Source organism: uncultured Campylobacter sp., from assembly GCF_937959485.1.
Lineage (GTDB): Bacteria > Campylobacterota > Campylobacteria > Campylobacterales > Campylobacteraceae > Campylobacter_B.
Genome location: NZ_CALGPY010000005.1, coordinates 355129 through 372097, shown reverse-complemented (window position 1 = coordinate 372097; position 16969 = coordinate 355129). Strand labels below are relative to the sequence as shown.

Annotated in this window: 23 protein-coding genes and 1 pseudogene; 20 read left to right on the top strand and 4 right to left on the bottom strand. The window is 48.2% G+C overall.

The features are described from left to right. Positions 1-19: 19 nt before the first annotated feature. The 3 genes from Q0380_RS03870 (at position 20) to Q0380_RS03860 (ending at position 2296) form a co-directional block, all read left to right on the top strand. Entirely contained in the window at positions 20-910 is an 891-nt protein-coding gene (locus tag Q0380_RS03870; protein WP_298960365.1) for an NTF2 fold immunity protein, read from the top strand. Positions 911-1089: 179 nt separating this feature from the next. After that, positions 1090-1635, top strand: coding sequence for a hypothetical protein (locus Q0380_RS03865; RefSeq protein WP_298960362.1), 546 nt, complete (start codon positions 1090-1092; stop codon positions 1633-1635). 133 nt (positions 1636-1768) lie between these two features. Beyond that, entirely contained in the window at positions 1769-2296 is a 528-nt protein-coding gene (locus tag Q0380_RS03860) for a hypothetical protein (protein WP_298960358.1), read from the top strand. A 284-nt stretch (positions 2297-2580) separates the two neighbouring features. On the opposite strand, the pseudogene Q0380_RS10480 reads toward Q0380_RS03860, so the two are convergent. Both Q0380_RS10480 and Q0380_RS03845 read right to left on the bottom strand, forming a co-directional pair. Beyond that, positions 2581-3010 (bottom strand): annotated as a pseudogene (locus Q0380_RS10480) (VOC family protein). Between the two features lie 262 nt (positions 3011-3272). Further along, positions 3273-4145, bottom strand: a complete 873-nt coding sequence (locus Q0380_RS03845; RefSeq protein ID WP_298960352.1) for a neutral zinc metallopeptidase — start codon at positions 4143-4145, stop codon at positions 3273-3275. Positions 4146-4335: 190 nt separating this feature from the next. On the opposite strand from Q0380_RS03845, the gene infA reads away from it, so the two are divergent. From infA to Q0380_RS03775, 14 genes are all read left to right on the top strand, one after another. Next, positions 4336-4554: a translation initiation factor IF-1 gene (gene infA, locus Q0380_RS03840; protein WP_005869854.1), complete on the top strand. Its 219-nt coding sequence runs from the start codon at positions 4336-4338 to the stop codon at positions 4552-4554. A gap of 172 nt (positions 4555-4726) precedes the next feature. Further along, entirely contained in the window at positions 4727-4840 is a 114-nt protein-coding gene (gene rpmJ / locus Q0380_RS03835; protein ID WP_005869855.1) for a 50S ribosomal protein L36, read from the top strand. Between the two features lie 3 nt (positions 4841-4843). Continuing rightward, positions 4844-5212, top strand: a complete 369-nt coding sequence (rpsM, locus tag Q0380_RS03830; protein ID WP_005869856.1) for a 30S ribosomal protein S13 — start codon at positions 4844-4846, stop codon at positions 5210-5212. A gap of 10 nt (positions 5213-5222) precedes the next feature. Then, positions 5223-5615, top strand: coding sequence for a 30S ribosomal protein S11 (gene rpsK, locus Q0380_RS03825; protein WP_298022270.1), 393 nt, complete (start codon positions 5223-5225; stop codon positions 5613-5615). An 18-nt stretch (positions 5616-5633) separates the two neighbouring features. Next, positions 5634-6260: a 30S ribosomal protein S4 gene (gene rpsD, locus Q0380_RS03820; RefSeq protein ID WP_298960348.1), complete on the top strand. Its 627-nt coding sequence runs from the start codon at positions 5634-5636 to the stop codon at positions 6258-6260. A gap of 11 nt (positions 6261-6271) precedes the next feature. Further along, positions 6272-7297 carry a DNA-directed RNA polymerase subunit alpha gene (locus Q0380_RS03815; protein ID WP_298960345.1) on the top strand — a complete coding sequence of 342 codons (1026 nt, stop codon included), beginning with the start codon at positions 6272-6274 and terminating at the stop codon, positions 7295-7297. After that, a complete protein-coding gene (rplQ, locus tag Q0380_RS03810; protein WP_298960342.1) occupies positions 7298-7654 on the top strand; it encodes a 50S ribosomal protein L17 in 357 nt (118 codons plus the stop codon). It abuts the gene before it with no gap. 30 nt (positions 7655-7684) lie between these two features. Continuing rightward, entirely contained in the window at positions 7685-8245 is a 561-nt protein-coding gene (locus tag Q0380_RS03805; RefSeq protein WP_298960339.1) for a L,D-transpeptidase family protein, read from the top strand. 731 nt (positions 8246-8976) lie between these two features. Beyond that, a complete protein-coding gene (locus Q0380_RS03800; protein ID WP_297880266.1) occupies positions 8977-9243 on the top strand; it encodes a NifU family protein in 267 nt (88 codons plus the stop codon). Continuing rightward, positions 9233-9781: a histidine kinase gene (locus Q0380_RS03795; protein WP_298026507.1), complete on the top strand. Its 549-nt coding sequence runs from the start codon at positions 9233-9235 to the stop codon at positions 9779-9781. The genes Q0380_RS03800 and Q0380_RS03795 overlap by 11 nt, the downstream gene beginning before the upstream one ends. After that, complete coding sequence (locus Q0380_RS03790) at positions 9759-11069, top strand: UDP-N-acetylmuramoyl-L-alanyl-D-glutamate--2,6-diaminopimelate ligase (RefSeq protein WP_298960336.1); 1311 nt, start codon at positions 9759-9761, stop codon at positions 11067-11069. Before Q0380_RS03795 ends, Q0380_RS03790 begins: the two co-directional genes overlap by 23 nt. Positions 11070-11085: 16 nt before the next feature. Continuing rightward, positions 11086-11433: an aspartate 1-decarboxylase gene (panD, locus tag Q0380_RS03785; RefSeq protein WP_298960333.1), complete on the top strand. Its 348-nt coding sequence runs from the start codon at positions 11086-11088 to the stop codon at positions 11431-11433. Continuing rightward, complete coding sequence (locus Q0380_RS03780; RefSeq protein WP_298960331.1) at positions 11433-11912, top strand: hypothetical protein; 480 nt, start codon at positions 11433-11435, stop codon at positions 11910-11912. The genes panD and Q0380_RS03780 overlap by 1 nt, the downstream gene beginning before the upstream one ends. Positions 11913-11999: 87 nt before the next feature. Further along, positions 12000-12158: a hypothetical protein gene (locus Q0380_RS03775; RefSeq protein ID WP_298960328.1), complete on the top strand. Its 159-nt coding sequence runs from the start codon at positions 12000-12002 to the stop codon at positions 12156-12158. 296 nt (positions 12159-12454) lie between these two features. Here Q0380_RS03775 and Q0380_RS03770 read toward each other — a convergent pair whose 3' ends face one another. Further along, a complete protein-coding gene (locus Q0380_RS03770) occupies positions 12455-13141 on the bottom strand; it encodes a tetratricopeptide repeat protein (protein WP_298960326.1) in 687 nt (228 codons plus the stop codon). A gap of 554 nt (positions 13142-13695) precedes the next feature. On the opposite strand from Q0380_RS03770, the gene Q0380_RS03765 reads away from it, so the two are divergent. Next, on the top strand, positions 13696-14496 hold the full coding sequence (locus Q0380_RS03765; protein ID WP_298960323.1) for a hypothetical protein: 801 nt from the start codon (positions 13696-13698) through the stop codon (positions 14494-14496). Positions 14497-14903: 407 nt separating this feature from the next. On the opposite strand, the gene Q0380_RS03760 is transcribed toward Q0380_RS03765, so the two are convergent. Beyond that, entirely contained in the window at positions 14904-15269 is a 366-nt protein-coding gene (locus tag Q0380_RS03760) for a DUF4259 domain-containing protein (RefSeq protein WP_298960319.1), read from the bottom strand. A 205-nt stretch (positions 15270-15474) separates the two neighbouring features. Here Q0380_RS03760 and Q0380_RS03755 point away from each other — a divergent pair, with 205 nt between their 5' ends. Then, positions 15475-15804, top strand: a complete 330-nt coding sequence (locus Q0380_RS03755; protein ID WP_005869878.1) for a YbaB/EbfC family nucleoid-associated protein — start codon at positions 15475-15477, stop codon at positions 15802-15804. A gap of 313 nt (positions 15805-16117) precedes the next feature. Further along, positions 16118-16969: a polyprenyl synthetase family protein gene (locus Q0380_RS03750; protein WP_298960315.1), complete on the top strand. Its 852-nt coding sequence runs from the start codon at positions 16118-16120 to the stop codon at positions 16967-16969.

Sequence of the window (16969 nt, the reverse complement as noted above, 5' to 3'; positions counted from 1 at the left end):
AAATTTTAAAGGATAGCTGATGAGGCAGATCACGATGCAGGAAGCTTTGGACGCGGTTAGCGAGCGCTACTGCAAAGGCCATCACTACGAAAATGTAGCACTCACCGATGAGATGGTGCGCCGCATCTGCGAGGTAAAAAGCCTCGTAAATATGGGCTTTATAGCCACGACGATTACGGATGCGGCACTAGAGCATCTGGCAACGCTACCGAAGCTTGCGTATCTATTTTTGCAAGATAGCGATAAGATAAGCGGCGAGGGCTTTAGATACTTTGCAGAACACGCCAAGCTCGAACACATCGGTATCGAAAACGTCAGCATCACGGACGAGGGGCTAAAAGCGATCGTGCAAATCCCAAAGCTAAAATCGCTGCGCCTAGTCAATTCATGCGTGAGCTTTGCGGGGCTGCTAGCCGCAGCGGATACGAAAATCCAGTTTTATCTAGACGGCGGGCAGTTTAGCAAGGGGCAAATCGCGGAATTTGAGCAGGCGCAAAGAGACGCCGCAAAGAGCAAAAAGAAGCTTGATCCGCAGGACGCTGCGGCGGCGCGGAGTGCGCTTTTAGAATTTTTCGCGGCGATGAGTGAATGGGAGAAATTTGCCGCTTCGCGAATCGATGACGCGGATGACGGCGAGGTGCAGCGCAGATGCGACGAGCTCTTTGCGCGCTACTGCACGCCCGTTAGGCGCAGCGGCTTCCGCCCCGAGGGTATTTCCTTTTCGATGGCGGAGGGCGGCACCTACGGCGAGTACGAGCTAACGGATGCCGAATGCGAGAGCAAAAATAAAATTTACATCTACGCCAAGGACAAACACGGCTTTGCGCGCCGCTTCCTGCTCGTGCGCAAGGACGGGCGCTGGCTCGTAGATAAGTGCCAAGGCATGGACGGCAAAAACCGCGGGCTGTAAAATTTGAGCGCGAAATGGGGGTTTAAATTTTATTTGCGGCGCGATCGCAGGGATGAAATTTTATCCTTGATGCAAGCACGGTGATAAAATTCCGTCCGCGTTGCAAAACAAATACAAAGAGGACAAATGAGCGTAAAATTTCTGCGCACGACGTGCGCGGCGATCAAAGAAAGGCGCGAATGAAAAGGCAAATTTTCTCTGAGCTGGGCGGTTTCGTGGTGTACGAGCCCGCGCTGCTAGCACGCTATCTGGATGAGCACGGGCTTGCGAACGGGGATGTTCTTGCCTATTTTACGCAGACCGAGCACGGGGGCGCGGTTACAGAAGAGGGTATCGCAGTGCCGATATCGGGCGTCCGCAGCGATTATTACGATTTTGCGGTTACCGTGGGCGAGGCGAGCGAGGAGATATTCGCACAAAACGAAGCGAAAATCATCTCTCGCGGCTGGATTTTTCACTCCTCGGGCACGCTAAGGATCGTCGGCATCGGCTATTTTAAAGATATGAGCCGCATTAGCGAGCAAAACAGCTTAAGCTTTAAGCTAAAGCGCGGTCGGTACCGCTTGGAAATTCTTGGCGGATACCGAGGCGCAAATTTTAGCGGCGCGCCCGCTCCCCTCGGCGATACGTCCATCTTAAGCGATACGCCCGTTTTTCATCTGCGGCTTACGCCTTCTGCCGAGCCCAAATTTAGTGGCGATTTGGAAACGTTATTTTATTTTTAGCAGAATTTATAAAATTTCGCATAAAATTTCTCTTTTTATGCGCGGCGGGCAGGCAAAATTTTATAAATTTAGCCGCATTTAACCGCTGCGCCGAGCAAAATGCTATAATCGGCGCCAAATTACGGGAGGCGAGATGGTTTTTGACGAACTTATAGACGCGCTGGCGCAAAACGGCTGGCAGATACGGCGCAGAAATGAAATTTGCCCGCCGCAAAGCGAATTTTTAGGCGGCAGATTTAAAAATTTAAGCGAAGATTTTTACCACTTTGTTTGCTCTTTTGAAATTTTGAGCAACGCTGCGGACGCCGTTTGGTTCGTATCCGCTAGAGATTATGCGTCGCCAAACGCGGACGAAGCGGAATTTTGCTACGAAGATTTTGAAAAAGATAGCCTGGAGTGCGCGGCTAACGATGCGGAAAGAGCCGCCGTGAGCGCGTTTTGGAGTGGGTGCTTGCCGTTTTTGTTTTCAGTCAGAGGCGAACGCTGCTTCGCAGGCATTCTCACGCAGGGCGCAGACGCGGGCAAGATCGTATTCGGCGCAGAACCGATCTATGAGGATGCCCTGGTCATCGCGCAAAGCTTCGAGGAGTTTATCGCCCTATTCCTTGCCGCGCTCACGGATAAAAGCGCCGCTAAATATCCGCTTTCTTGCTTTGTGTAGTGGCGCACGATACGAGTAAAGCGGTACTGCGAGCGCGAGTAAAACAGCGCGACAGGGGTGCGAGTAAATTTTAGCCTCACACAAAATCTACGCCGCGGATAATATCGGAGAGTAAAATTTCGCTCGATGTTTAGAGAAAAGCGCGAAAAAAACGGCGCCGCAAATTATACGAGCCGCAAAAGCCCCACTCGATGATTTACAATAAAATTTTGATTTTAAATTTTACGCGCTTCGGCCAAAGACTTCGTCCCTGCTGAACAAGCCTTAGCCGCAGAAATTTTGATCTAAAATTTGAGCAGCCCATCCTCGTCAAATTTAAAACCGAGCCCCCAAACCACCTCCCAGTAGTATCCGTCCGGATCGGCAAAATACGCGTGATATCCGCCCCAAAACGCATCTTGGGGCTCCTTGACGATGGTTCCGCCCGCCTCTTTTACTAGCTCTATTACGCTAGCTACGTCCTCTTTGTTTTTTACGTTGTATGCTAGCGTGATGCCAGCAAATCCGCTTCCTCTCGGCGGATCGTTTTCGCTGGTATCTCGAGCCAGCGCGTCTAGCGGGTAGAGCTCAAATTTAGTCCCAGGCGTATTAAAAAAAGTATACCAGCGGGTTGTCGTCTTTACAATCCGTCTCGTAACCTAGTCCGTCGCGATAAAATTTCAGCGCCCTTTGCATGCTTCGCACGCCTAGGCAGATGCAGGTTATTTTATTCATTTTTGCCTCCATAAATTTTAACGTATCTATTTTGGTTTCTTAATGCCGTAGTCAATCCTGCGCTCAAACAAGCCGTCGTCGTGCTAGCCGAGCGCGCCGTTCGAACTTTTTAATCGCCGATCATTAAAATTTTAAAATTTCGCCTCCAAGCTCGGCGTTAAATTTTAAAATTTAAGCCGCCTTTGATCTAGCCTGCGCCTCACGGCTCAAACGCGAGACGGCGATTTTAGATGGCAGAATTTATGGACTTGGAGTATGCATTTTACGGCTCGAACGAGCAAGCTTTTAGGTTTCCGCCCGCTAGGCCTTTTTTAAACCACTCTTTGCGCTGTGCCGAGGTGCCGTGCGTGAAAGAATCGGGCACGACGCGACCGCTAAATTTGCGCTGCAGCGTATCGTCGCCGATCGCGCTGGCGGCATTTAGCGCCTCGTCGATATCGCCCGCCTCCAGCACGCGCCCAGCTTTTGCGAGATAGTGCGCCCAGACCCCCGCGTAGCAGTCTGCCTGCAGCTCGACTTTGACCTGAAGCGCGTTTTGCTCGGCTTCGCTGCGAGCGCGCCTTTTTAGAGCATTGATCTGCTCTAGCGTGCCGACTAAATTTTGAACGTGATGCCCTACTTCGTGCGCGATGACGTAGGCCTGCGCGAAGTCGCCGCCTGCTTTGTATTTGTTCGCAAGCTCGTCGAAAAAGCCAAGATCGAGATAAATTTTATGGTCTCTCGGACAATAAAAAGGTCCAGTCTGCGCGCTTGCAAAGCCGCAGCCGCTTGCGATCTGATCGCGGAAAAGCCGCAAGCCGGGCTCCTCGTAGCGCGCGCCCGCACTTTTAAATATCTCGCCCCAAACGTCCTCGGTTTGAGCTAGCACTGCCGAGACAAAGGCGAGCTTTTCTTTCTCCTGCGGGCTATCGGTCGGCTCTCTCTGCGTGCTAGCGCCTCCGTCTAAAAGCGCCAAAGGGTTGTAGCCCATAAAATACGCCACCACGCCGATTACGAGCACTATGCGCCCGATCTTTGAGCCGAGCAAAAACCTGATGATCGGAATCAGCATCCCAAGCGAGCCGGAGCTCGTGCGCATCCTGCTTGCGCGGTCATCCTCCACGTTTGAGCTTCGTCTGCCGTCTTGCCATTTCATGTTTTTCCTTTAAAATTTTTTGAGCCATTATACTAAAATTTTAAAAAGAGCGCCGCCTCGCTTTAACAAAAACGGTGCGCGCGTAGCGAAATAAATCTGAAATTTTGCTTATTTTAAATTTCTTTTAAGCTGTTTAAAATTTTAAATTTTATATAATCGCCCTTTTTAAATTTAAAAGAAAGGAGAATTTGTGGCAAAAGACGACGTCATAGAGATCGACGGCAACGTCATAGAAGCGCTACCGAACGCGACTTTTAAGGTTGAGCTAGACAACAAACACGTGATTTTATGTCATATCGCGGGCAAGATGCGAATGCACTACATCAAGATAATGCCCGGCGATCGCGTAAAAGTTGAGTTGACCCCTTACAGCCTCGATAAAGGCAGGATCACCTACCGCTATAAGTAAGGATAAAGTTAAATTTAGATATACTCGCAATTTTGCGACTAAACTGTAGGAAGAAGTGTTTTCAAAATCCCCACTATTTTGAAAACAGTTGGTTTGATACTTTCGCTTTTGAAATTTCATTAAACCTAGGTGCAGTTTGCATTTAAAGTGGAGAAAATTTTAGGAGAGTGGAATGAAAGTTCGTCCATCCGTTAAGAAAATGTGCGACAAATGTAAAATTGTCAAGCGCAAAGGTGTTGTTCACGTTATTTGTGAAAATCCAAAACATAAACAAAGACAAGGATAAGTTATGGCTCGTATCGCAGGTGTAGATCTACCAAAGAAAAAAAGGATTGAATACGGACTAACTTATATCTACGGTATAGGTTTATTTACGTCGAGAAAAATTCTCGATGCGGCAGGAATTTCTTACGATAAAAGAGTCGCCGATCTGAGCGAAGATGAAGCCGCCGCTATCAGAAAAGAGATCCAAGAACACTATATGGTCGAAGGCGATCTTCGCAAACAAGTGGCTATGGATATAAAAGCGCTTATGGACTTGGGCGGCTATCGCGGCTTAAGACACAGAAAGGGCCTTCCTGTTCGCGGTCAAAAAACAAAAACGAACGCTAGAACCAGAAAAGGCAAACGCAAAACCGTCGGCGCGGCAGCTAAATAAGGATTGAGATATGGCACAAAAAAAAGTAGTTAAGAAAAAAACCGTCAGAAAAAATATCGCCAAAGGCATAGTTTACATCTCCGCTACGTTTAACAACACTATGATTACCGTAACGGACGAGATGGGCAACGCGATCGCGTGGAGCAGTGCGGGCGCTTTAAATTTTAAAGGCAGCAAAAAATCCACCCCTTATGCGGCGCAGCAAGCCGTCGAGGACGCGTTAAACAAAGCCAAAGAGCACGGCATTAAAGAGGTAGGCGTCAAGGTTCAGGGTCCGGGAAGCGGACGCGAGACCGCCGTTAAAAGCGTAGGTAGCGTAGAAGGGATTAAAGTTACATATTTAAAAGATATCACTCCTCTTGCGCACAACGGTTGCAGACCGCCTAAACGACGTCGCGTGTAATTATAAAAGGAGAAATTTATGGCTAGATATACAGGACCGGTTGAAAAATTAGAAAGAAGGCTCGGCGTCGATCTATTTATGAAAGGCGAGAGAAGACTTGCGGGCAAGAGCGCACTTTTAAAACGCCCTTACGCTCCGGGTCAGCATGGACAAAGACGCGCTAAACTAAGCGAATACGGCTCACAGCTTCGCGAGAAACAAAAGGCTAAATTTATGTACGGCGTAAGCGAGAAGCAGTTCCGTAGGCTATTTGCCGAAGCGGCTCGCAGAGAGGGTAATACCGGAGCGATCTTGGTTCAGCTTTTAGAGCAGAGGCTAGATAACGTCGTTTACCGCATGGGCTTTGCTACGACTAGACGCTTCGCGCGCCAGCTCGTTACGCACGGACATATCTTGGTAGACGGCAAGCGCGTCGATATCCCTTCATACAGCGTTCGCGCAGGACAAAAGATCGAAGTGATTGAAAAGAGCAAAAATAACCCGCAAATTGCAAGAGCGCTGGATCTTACTGCACAAACCGGCATCGTAGCGTGGGTCGACGTAGAAAAAGAGAAAAGATACGGAATTTTTTCTAGAGTTCCGGAGAGAGAAGAAGTTGTTATTCCTGTAGAGGAAAGATTTATCGTAGAGCTTTACTCGAAATAGTAGGTGCTAATATGAGAAAAATCACAACATCAGCTCATATGCCAACTGAAATAAAGGTTGAGAATGTCAGCGAAAATGTTGCTAAAATCATAGCATATCCCTTTGAAACGGGATATGCCGTCACTCTAGCTCATCCTTTACGAAGGTTACTTTATACGAGCACGGTCGGTTTCGCGCCGACCGCGGTTAAAATCGAAGGCGTAAGCCACGAATTCGACAGCATGCGCGGTATGCTCGAGGATATGGCGGCTTTTATCATAAATTTAAAGGGCTTAAGATTTAAAATCAAGGGCGATTCCCTACGCGAGGTCGTAGAATACAGCTTTAAAGGGCCTAAAGAAATTTACGGCAGCGATCTAAATAACGACGCCGTAGAGATCGTAAATCCAAGCGCTTATCTGGCTACGATAAACGAGGATGCCGATCTTAAATTTACGCTTATCATCGAAAGGGGTATCGGCTACGTCCCAAGCGAAGAGATCAGAGAAAATTTAGACGCTGATTTCATCGCGTTGGATGCGTTTTTTACCCCGGTAACTAAGGCTGTTTACGACATCGAAAACGTATTTGTAGAGGACAATCCCGACTACGAAAAGGTAGTCTTTACGATCACTACCGACGGTCAGATCAGCGCGATAGATGCGTTTAAAAACGCGCTTGAGGCGATGTATCAGCAGCTAGCGGTTTTCAAAGGTATCGTAAATATCAGTGCTGCGGATACTTTCGGTAGAGCGATTCCCGCAAATTCCGAATTTGCAAAGCTTTTTGAGAGCGTTAGCAATCTAAGCTTAAGTGCACGAAGCTTTAACTGCCTGGATCGCGCGGATATTAGATTTATCGGCGAACTTGCGATCATGGAGGAGAGCGAGCTTAAAGACCTTAAAAATTTAGGCAAAAAATCGCTTGAGGAGATCAAAGCCGTAATGGAGGAGATCGGTTATCCTATCGGCAACCAAGAGCTCGGCGATAAAAAAGAGCAGCTAAAACGCAAGCTTGACGAGCTGAAGGCTCAAAGACAAAAGAATGAAGGACAATAAATGAGACATAATCACGGATATAGGAAGCTAGGGCGCACTTCATCTCACCGTGCCGCCCTGCTTAAAAATTTAACCATCGCTTTAGTTACTAGCGGCAAGATCGAAACTACGCTTCCTAAAGCAAAAGAGCTAAGAAGCTATACCGAGAAGCTAATCACTCGCGCGCGAAAAGGCGACAGCGAGGCGCATAGATTTGTTTTTGCGGCGCTTCAGGATAAGGCTGCGACAAATAAGCTGGTCACCGAGATTGCCCCAAAATACGCAGGCGTAAACGGCGGCTACACTCGCATCATCAAAACCCGCCTTCGCAAGGGCGACGCCGCAGAGATGGCTTATATCGAGCTAATCAGCAAATAAAATTTCGGGATCACTCCCGAAATTTCTTCTATGAAATTTAAAATTTTACTTCCGCTTATTATCGTAGCTGCGGGCTTGGCATGGGCATTGGACAATTATCTTAGCTATAAAAATATCGAAACGATCAACTCCGAAATTTCGCTAAAGCAGGCATTGGGCGGCGAACAAATCTCTAAAATCCGCGTCTATAAATCCAAACGAATTCTTGAAATTTTAACCTCAAAAGGCGTCGCGAAAAGCTACAAAATTGCCCTAGGACGCGAGCCTGAAGGACACAAAGAGGTTCAAGGCGACGGCAAAACCCCGGAGGGCAACTACACCATAAACGGCAAAAATCCAAACTCGGCGTATCATCTAAATTTAGGCATCTCCTATCCGAACAAAGCCGACGTAGCACACGCAAAATCCCTCGGCAAGAGCGCAGGCGGCGATATCAAAATCCACGGGCTACCGAATAAATTTAGCTATCTAGGGCAGAGTATCGCGGCGTTCGGCGACTGGACGGAGGGCTGCATAGCGCTCGTCAATGACGATATGGACGAGCTTTTCGAGCACGTAAAAATCGGCACGCCGATAGAAATTTTGCCGTGATTGCACGCGCGATAGCCGCGGCGCTTGGAATTTATGCGCAATTCCTCTTTTCATCGGCATTTAACCCATGTAGAATATCGCTGTTTCAAACATACGCCGCTCGGATCTTTTCTTTACCTAGCTGTAATGAAAACCGCTATACTGGAATCCGAGCTTTTTTATGACACTTTCAGTGCGAGTGCCGAGCGACATACGAAACCGCCGCGCCAAATTTCAGGTCCGCACCACTAAATTCTTATTTCGGCTTAGCATCGACGTAAAGATCGCAACCGAGCATTAAGCCCACATTCTCCAATATCGCTAAAATTTATCCTGCATCATAGTTTAACCCAAAGGCGTCTTAGTCCGTTTTGTTAGAATTTAAAACGCAAAAAGTGCGTGTAAATTTTATTTATAGTCCGCATAAAAAGCTTTGCAAAACCTAAAAATTTTATGAAATTTCATCTGTTCTCAATACGTGGCATCCACCTTAATAATTTAAATCGCTAAATCCTAGACCACAATCGCAGCGATGTATTCGACTCCCATCTTGCTTGCAAAGTGCTCTTCATCGTGCCTGTGACTGCCCCGCTCTAGCCGTCTAAATTTAATTCCGACAGACCGAAGCCGTATTTTAAAATTCCGTCGTGCCCGATAGGCCTGATATAATTTTCATCTAAATTTCGCTCCGCGATAAGCCTTTTTTTATCGCTTTTGGATATAATGCGCCAAAATCAAAATAAGGAATTTTAATGATACCATTTACAGACGAAGAGCTTCTAGCTCCGGTACAAGGCAGCTTGGAGCTAATCCGACCGATGCTGCAAAACGACGGCGGCGATATGAAACTTTTAGGCATAAAAGACGGCATCGTCTATGTCCGCCTTACCGGGCATTGCCACGGCTGCGCTGCAAGTGCGCAGACCCTAAAATACGGCGTCGAGCGCCAGCTTCGCATGGATATCCATCCGGAGCTTAGCGTCGTAAACATCCCCGAAGGCGAAGAGTTTGAACTATAAAAAACTGGGGTTAAAGGCCTTTTCGCGCGGAGAATTCGAGCTTGCGAAGCTGTATTTTTCACTCGCCTACGAAAAAAGCGGCGAGGAGGAAATTCTATTTTTGCTCGAGCTTTGCCAGACCGCGCTGGCAGACCGCGAAGAGGCGCTTATGCTCTTTGATTTTTACAACCTCAGCCCCAAAACTCAAACCGCGGAGCTTTTTAAAATTTTAAACTCCATCAACGAAAAGATCGCGAACGAAGCAGCCTCCGAACCTGGCGCCGAGGACGAGATCGCTGTTATAGCTTATGCCGATTTTATGCGCGCGGTAGGCCAAAGAGGCTTTAAAGACGCCTTCGAATCGATCATTTTTTCATCCAAAATCGCCATTTCGGACAAAACCGAGATGATAGAATTTTTAGAAAATTTGATAGAAAACGGCTACTACGAGATGGGGCTTAATTACGTCGAGAGCTCGGCTGCTGCGTATGCAGGCGATGAGCGCTTCGAAGCGCTGATGCAAAAAATCAAAAATCATGAAAATACGACTCGAAAATAGCTTTATCACTGACAACTCCGCCGAGTGTGAGGCGGGCTGCTCTTTTATGCGCACGGACGCGAACGCTAAATTTGAACCCGAAGCGGCGCAAAAAGGCGCGCAGATCATCTCTATCGCGCGGGCAAAGAAGCTTTTAAATATCGATCCGCGCATCAAAATCATTGGCATCACCGGCACGAACGGCAAGACCACGACCGCGGCGGCGATCTACTCGACGCTGCTGGATCTGGGCTTTAGCTGCGGCTTAAGCGGCACGCGCGGCGCCTTCATAAACGAGCGCAGAATCGACGAGAAGGGGCTTACGACGAGCTCGGTTTTTAAGACGATGAGCTATCTTTATGAAGCCGACAAGCAGGGCTGCGAGTATTTCGTTATGGAGGTCAGCTCGCACGCAATCGCACAGAACCGCATCCAGGGGCTAAATTTTGCGCTTAAAATTTTTACTAATCTTAGCCAAGATCATCTCGATTATCACGGCAGCATGCAAGAATACGCGGCAGTCAAGAGCTCATTTTTCGCCGACGACGCGCCAAAGCTCATAAACGCCGACGACGGGCATATTAAATTTAACCCCGCAAACGCCCTTACCTACGGCATCAAAAATGCCGCAAGCTTCAGCGTGAGCGGATACGGTCTAAAGGGCGGTATCGACGCGCTCCTGCGTACTCCAAACGGCGATAATGCGCAGCTGCAAAGCGATCTCATCGGCGAGTTTAATCTCTACAACCTTACCGCGGCGTTTGCGGCGGTTAAAATTCTAACCAAGCTGCCAAACGAGGAGATCGCAAAAGCTCTGGCAAACTTCGGTGGCGTCGAGGGTCGCGTACAGATCGTAAATAAAAATCCGCTTGTAATCGTCGATTTCGCTCATACCCCGGACGGCATCGAAAAGGTGCTAAACGCGCTGCGCGCAAGCGGTGAGATCATCGCGGTTTTCGGCGCAGGAGGCGATCGCGACCACGGCAAGCGTCCGAAAATGGGCGCCATCGCCGAGCACTTTGCTAAAATCTGTATCGTTACGAGCGATAATCCGCGCAGCGAAGAGCCGAGCGAAATCATCGAGCAAATTTGCGCCGGTATGCGCCGAAAAGATAAAATTTTAAAGATCGCGGATCGCAAAGAGGCTATCGCGCGTGCGCTAGATCTTGCTAAAAACGGCGAGATGATCGCTATTTTGGGCAAAGGCGACGAGACCTACCAGGAGATCAAGGGCGTGAAGCACCCCTTCAGCGATAAGCAGGTCGTGAGCGAGCTCGTCGCGGCGCGAGGCGAGTCAAATTTAGACTAAATTTAAAGGACGGTCGATGAAAATCGAAATTTTATCAAGCAAAATCCACCGCGCGCGCGTGACGGACGCCAACCTCAACTACGTAGGCTCCATTACGATAGGGCCCGAGCTCATCGAGGCTGCAGGGCTTTGCGAATACCAAAAAGTCGAGATCCTAAACGTCAATAATGGCGAGCGCTTCGCTACATACGTAATCTGCGGCGAGAAAAAGGGCGAGATCTGCCTAAACGGCGCAGCCGCGCGCAAAGTCTGCGTCGGCGACGTCATCATCATCGTGGCTTACGCACAGATGAGCGCTAAAAAAGCGAGAGATTTCGAGCCAAAAATCGTGCAGATAAACGGGCAAAACGAGATCGTAAAATAATGCAGCCCCGTTTTGAGGAGCTTTTCGCCTCGCCGCAGCACTATGAAAAATATAAAGCGCGGCTGGGTAAAAAGCTAGCCGAGTTTCGCTTCGGCTTTATGAGCGACGCAAAATGGCGCAAGCTCTTTTCGGCGATCTGCGCCGAAGGCTCGCCCGCAAGACATTGCGAAATTTATGATTTCTTCGGCTCCTGCGTGAACGAGATCAGATTCGCCCTGCCCGCCGCAGATTACGCGCAAGGCATCTGCGAAAACTACATCTCGCAGCGCCTCACGACGAGCGAAAAGCCCACCCCCTACGCCGAGATAGAATACATAGAATTTGCGAAATTCTACGACTTCGCAAGCCGCAGCGCGCTGCTACCGCCAGGGCACAAAAGCCAAGACCTTGATGCCATAGCGCGCTATTTAGAGCGCCTGGGCAAATTTGAGATGGAGTCTGGCAAGCAAAGCTTAAAAATTTACGGCTACAAACGCTGATTTACATGCCATACTTTTTTGCGGTGAGCGCTGGTACGGCTTGCAGATTAAATTTGCAGCCGAATTTAACGCGGCAAACGGGGTATTTTGCAACTTTTGCGGTTATTATATATGTTTTGCGTGCCTGCTGCGCAGGGTAAATTTAAAATTTGGAAAATTTTAAACGCTAGGACAAATGCACCGTCTTATGAGGGCTACGACACCGATTTAACTCTTCACGGCGGAGTACGAACGGCGACTGAATAGATCGCAGCGAGCAAGACGGCGGCTAAATTCAAACTCAGGCGCACTAGCCGATCCGCACCTTCGTTTTGTATCGCCGTCCAAGACCACTACGGTCGTTTGGCGAATTCTCGCTCAAAACCGCCGTTATGCACAAGCTTTCGCTCTTTTATGCGCGGCAAGAAGATTTGTATTAGCGTAAGTCGCCTAGGTAAATTTTAGTTTGAAAAAGTATATTTCAAAAGCAAAAATGTGCCGACGCAAATTAAGTAGCGTTCATTTGCGAGATCACGAGAAATTTAAGCCCAAGCGGGCTTAAATTATTTTAAAATATCGTATCTCTCGCAAGCGGAGTTAAATAATTCCAGGTTTCCCGGCGGTATGAGTGCGATGAGGTCCTTCTTCATAGCTTCGATTTGCGCTTTGCTAGCCCCTCCTTCGTATGTCTTAAAATTCTCCGGATCGGCGAGGGATATCAACGGATCTTTCTTTCCTAAATCGCACGCTTTTTTGTAAAATTCTTTAGCCCTTTCAGTGTCTTTTGCGATATCCAAATGCATTGCAAATTTAGCGCATCCGTGCCAGTCGTCTTTATCGCACGCTTTTCGTAAATATGCGGCACCTTTTATCACATCTTTTTTCACTCCTATCCCGCCTAAATAAAATATCCCTAAATTCGTGCAGGCTAAGCCGTGTCCGTTCCTGCAAGATTTATCGACCGCTTCCACAGCCTTTTGAGCGTCTTGTTTCGTTCCTTTCCCCTCAAGATACATCTGCCCCAGATAAGAGCAAGCCTCTTTGTCGTCCCCGTCGCAGCCCTTTTTGAAGTAGTTAAAAGCTTTGTCATTGTCTATTTCCCTCGTCACCCCGGTGAAGTAAAGGAGTCCTGCTACTTTGCACGAAGCCGCGTCGCCCTGATCGCATTTGCTTATAGCCTCGCGGCCCACATCCGCAACTCCGAAAGTAAAAGAGCCGAGCAAAGCTAAACTTAAAACAATCTTTTTCATAGTTTTTCTCCTACAAATCTAATAATATCGGTAAAAATCCAACCACCTAGGCAGGACGCCGCTATACTGATACCCGCTAATTTTAATCGATCCGTTAACGTATCCCTGCGAAATATCCACGATATTAAAAAAATGAGAATCGCAAAAAAAAACGATGAAACCCAAAGCCGCTAAACGCAATCGTATTTTTTGATAGTCACCAAACATTACGTCCGAAGCGACGCCCATCATACTGCAAAGCAAGCATATTAAAAAATTGACGATCTCTACGGGAGTCCTTTTATCGCTGCTTTTTACATTTTGCTGATTTTTCATAACATTCCTCCTCCTAAAGAAAATTTAGTGCACATTTTCCCCCCCCCCCCCCACTTAAATTTCATTAAATTTATATTAAATAATGTAAAGCGAGCGATCAAAATTCTTTCATCGTTTTGTGCCGCTTTTTGGCTCGGTACAATCTAGCCACACTAAAACGCGCAACTATCACCATACGCGCCGCTTAGCAAAAGCGTTCAAATTTCGCTAAAATAGCAAAAAATAAATAGGAATAAAATTTGAACTACGAAGAATTTTACGACGCCGTCTGCAAAACGGTGGAAAAATTTGAAGCGGGCAGGGCCGCAAACAAGGAGCTGGACGCATATCTACTCGCGCTTTTGAGGCTGCTTGAGGCGCGCGGCAGCGAGCCCTTTAGCGCAGAGCTGATGCTTGAAATTTTAAGCGCGGCGTTTGAGAGCGAGAGAGCGGAGCCCAGCGAGACGTGGCTTGAGGTAGAGCGAGCGCCCGAACTTGCGCACTTCTGCAAAGATAGACCTGCGGGCGGCGATACGTTTCGTTCGGCGGATGGACCAAAAACCGTAGCGGATATAATGCGCTGCCTGCCTGAGGGCTTTGAGATAAAATTTGACGAAAGCAGATCCGCAAATTTTAAAACCGCGCTAAGCGAGACAAAATTTACAAACGACGAGAGCAAGACGCAAGAGCAAAATTCTATCGCCGCAAGCGGCAGCCTCTCCGCAAAAACAGCGCGAGGCGAGCCCTTGGAAGCTAAGACGAACGAGCCCTTAAAATTCGAGGCCGCAGATAAGCGCGGCGGGCTTGCGTATTCCGCGGAAGTCATAAAATTTCAGCTAGCGGAGTTTAACAGGATGCGCGCTAGCGGACAGCTTGCGGACGAGAGCAAGTTTTTCGGCATCGTCTCGTCAGGCGGGCATGGCTGGTATAATTTCGATCCGTTCTCGCTGCTAGAGTGCGGAGCGCGCGGCCTGATGGATCACGCGGGCGAGGACGCGCCCGTGCACAGCGGCTGGGAAATGCTCGGCGAACTGCTCGAAATGGGACGTACGTACGAGTAGGCGACGAATTTTGCGGCTAAATTCCAAAATCCGCAGCGCAAATTTAATGAGATCGCTTTGCCTCTCATAGATTGTGAGCGAAATTAAATCGCTCGCTTATCGTGCATGCGCCGCTTCGGCAGGGCTCGGTCAATTTCTGCGGTTTGAAATTTTAAATTTTACGTCTCGCGTCCGCCGTAAAATTTGAGAGTACGCTTAAAATTTCAGATCGCTCCGAGCATGAAATTTGACGATTTTAAAATCATAATTTCGATCCTATTTCGCTTAAAAAATTGATATAAAATTTCGAATTCTAGCCATTTTCGTGCAAAATTTCTCGCGCGTTTGCACGCTCTTTTTAAAAACGGATTTAAATTTAGCGCCTCTGCTAAAATTTCTACGGCAAGCCAAATTTACCGCTCCGTCCGCTACTTTAAACGCTCTTTCAACTCCGCGATTTGTCGCTTAACTTCGTCTATTATCTGCGGCGAGTTTTCCCAAATTTCAAGAAAAATCCATTCGTCGCTTGGCGGGTCGATCATATTTTCCAAAATCGCAACGACTTTCCGGATAGTCGGTTGCAATTTATCTAAAAAATCCGACGGACACGCATACGGCGAGCCAAAGCAGGCTAAAACGTGCGCGGCAGCCCTGATTTCATCGTAGTTTTCATTTTTCGGATCGAAATTCGCTGCCGTGCTTTGCAGCAGATCAAAATTTTTGCTCTCCCAAAACCTCGCGAACCAGTCCGCCGCCTCATCGTTTTCGTACGCTTTGTAGCCCCAGTCGCCCATTTTTAGCTCCTTTTAAAATAAATTTCATCGCTGAGCTTTAACGGCCTCTCTTACTTAAATTTTACCCGCCCAAGCTAAATTTTAAGCGTTTTTTGGCTACCCACGTCCGCCGCAAAATCAAAGCCGAGAACAAACTCGTAACGCCAAGTCAAACGCTAAATTTAGCTTAAATTTGCTAAAATAGCCAAAATTTAAAGGATTTTTGATGTTCGAAGGAATGGATTTTTCAAAAATGGGGCAGATGCTCGATCAGATGCAGGCCAAGGCCAAGCAGATCGAGGAGGAGAATGCGCGCAAGGAATTTACCGTAAAATCGGGCGCGGGCATGGTCGCCATCAGGCTAAACGGCGCGGGCGAAGTGCTCGATCTAAGCATCGACGATAGCCTTTTTAGCGACAAAGAGAGCTTGCAGATCCTGCTAATTTCGGCGATAGGCGACGCGATAAAACTCGTCGAAAATGAAAAGAAAGGCGCCGCAGCATCCATGCTAGGAGGGCTCGGCGGTCTAGGCGATCTGCTCGGCAATAAGGGCTGAGGCGGTAAATTTGAACAGACCAGTCGGATGAAATTTTAAAATTTTATAGTCTTAGAATTTGCCAAACAGCCGATCGGAGGATTAAAATTTACAAGCGACGGTTGCGATGTGCTTCGGTTGTTTTGCCTCTGTGCAAACACAAAATAGATAAAATTTAAACGACGCGCAAGGCGTAGCCAAATACCTTAAAGCAGGCAGCACAAAGTGCGAGCACGACAAGTAAAATGAGTAAAAGAGATACACGAGAGAGTAAAAGCAGCCGAACGAGCGCGCAAAAAGCAGCTCTAAAGCCCAACCATGCGATAGGAATTTGATGGATATTTTAGAAAAATTTAAAGACTACTTGAAGCGCAACGAGCTGAAGGCGTCTAGCTTTCATCCGTACTTTGAGGAGGCGCTCAATTACATGCTGCAAGCGGGCGGCAAGCACTTTCGCGCGCAGCTGCTACTAGGCGTCGTCTCGGCGGTGGATGAGCGGCGCTTTGAGGGCGCGCTGGCGATCGCGATGGCGCTTGAGATGATCCACACCTACTCGCTCATACACGACGATCTGCCCGCGATGGACGATGCGGATCTGCGCCGCGGACGGCCGAGCCTGCACAAAAAATACGACGAGGTCACGGCGATTTTGGTGGGCGACGCGCTAAATACCGACGCGTTTTTGATCGCCGCGAGCGCAAATTTAAGCGACGAGATCAAGATCAAATGCATTAAAACTCTAGCGCGAAACGCGGGCAGCAGCGGCATGGTGCTGGGTCAGGCGATTGATTGCCTTTTTGAAAACAGCCCGCTAAAGCAAAACGAGCTTGAGTTTTTGCATCTGCATAAAACTGGCGCGCTCATCGCTGCGGCGTTTGAGCTAGGCGCCATAATCGGCGGACTAAATGACGAGCTCGCGCATGAGCTTTATAAGATCGGGCTGAAGCTAGGTCTCATATTTCAGATCGAGGATGATATCATCGACGCCACTGGCGACGAGGCAAGCGCAGGCAAACCCGTAGGGGCGGACGGCGCGAAAAATTCCTTCGTAAATTTACTAGGTCTTGCGGGTGCTAGAAGCTACAAGCAGCGCCTAATAGATGAGGTAAGCGACGCGATGAGCGGCTATGACGCAAGCCTGCGCGATTTGGTTTTAAATTTGATAGAAAAATACCTGAAAGGATGA

Coding starts and splice junctions, on each gene's coding strand:
- Q0380_RS03870 (WP_298960365.1), top strand. CDS start 20: ATGAGGCAGATCACGATGCAGGAAGCTTTGGACGCGGTTAGCGAGCGC.
- Q0380_RS03865 (WP_298960362.1), top strand. CDS start 1,090: ATGAAAAGGCAAATTTTCTCTGAGCTGGGCGGTTTCGTGGTGTACGAG.
- Q0380_RS03860 (WP_298960358.1), top strand. CDS start 1,769: ATGGTTTTTGACGAACTTATAGACGCGCTGGCGCAAAACGGCTGGCAG.
- Q0380_RS03845 (WP_298960352.1), bottom strand. CDS start 4,145: ATGAAATGGCAAGACGGCAGACGAAGCTCAAACGTGGAGGATGACCGC.
- rpmJ (WP_005869855.1), top strand. CDS start 4,727: ATGAAAGTTCGTCCATCCGTTAAGAAAATGTGCGACAAATGTAAAATT.
- rpsM (WP_005869856.1), top strand. CDS start 4,844: ATGGCTCGTATCGCAGGTGTAGATCTACCAAAGAAAAAAAGGATTGAA.
- rpsK (WP_298022270.1), top strand. CDS start 5,223: ATGGCACAAAAAAAAGTAGTTAAGAAAAAAACCGTCAGAAAAAATATC.
- rpsD (WP_298960348.1), top strand. CDS start 5,634: ATGGCTAGATATACAGGACCGGTTGAAAAATTAGAAAGAAGGCTCGGC.
- Q0380_RS03815 (WP_298960345.1), top strand. CDS start 6,272: ATGAGAAAAATCACAACATCAGCTCATATGCCAACTGAAATAAAGGTT.
- rplQ (WP_298960342.1), top strand. CDS start 7,298: ATGAGACATAATCACGGATATAGGAAGCTAGGGCGCACTTCATCTCAC.
- Q0380_RS03805 (WP_298960339.1), top strand. CDS start 7,685: ATGAAATTTAAAATTTTACTTCCGCTTATTATCGTAGCTGCGGGCTTG.
- Q0380_RS03800 (WP_297880266.1), top strand. CDS start 8,977: ATGATACCATTTACAGACGAAGAGCTTCTAGCTCCGGTACAAGGCAGC.
- Q0380_RS03790 (WP_298960336.1), top strand. CDS start 9,759: ATGAAAATACGACTCGAAAATAGCTTTATCACTGACAACTCCGCCGAG.
- panD (WP_298960333.1), top strand. CDS start 11,086: ATGAAAATCGAAATTTTATCAAGCAAAATCCACCGCGCGCGCGTGACG.
- Q0380_RS03780 (WP_298960331.1), top strand. CDS start 11,433: ATGCAGCCCCGTTTTGAGGAGCTTTTCGCCTCGCCGCAGCACTATGAA.
- Q0380_RS03770 (WP_298960326.1), bottom strand. CDS start 13,141: ATGAAAAAGATTGTTTTAAGTTTAGCTTTGCTCGGCTCTTTTACTTTC.
- Q0380_RS03760 (WP_298960319.1), bottom strand. CDS start 15,269: ATGGGCGACTGGGGCTACAAAGCGTACGAAAACGATGAGGCGGCGGAC.
- Q0380_RS03755 (WP_005869878.1), top strand. CDS start 15,475: ATGTTCGAAGGAATGGATTTTTCAAAAATGGGGCAGATGCTCGATCAG.
- Q0380_RS03750 (WP_298960315.1), top strand. CDS start 16,118: ATGGATATTTTAGAAAAATTTAAAGACTACTTGAAGCGCAACGAGCTG.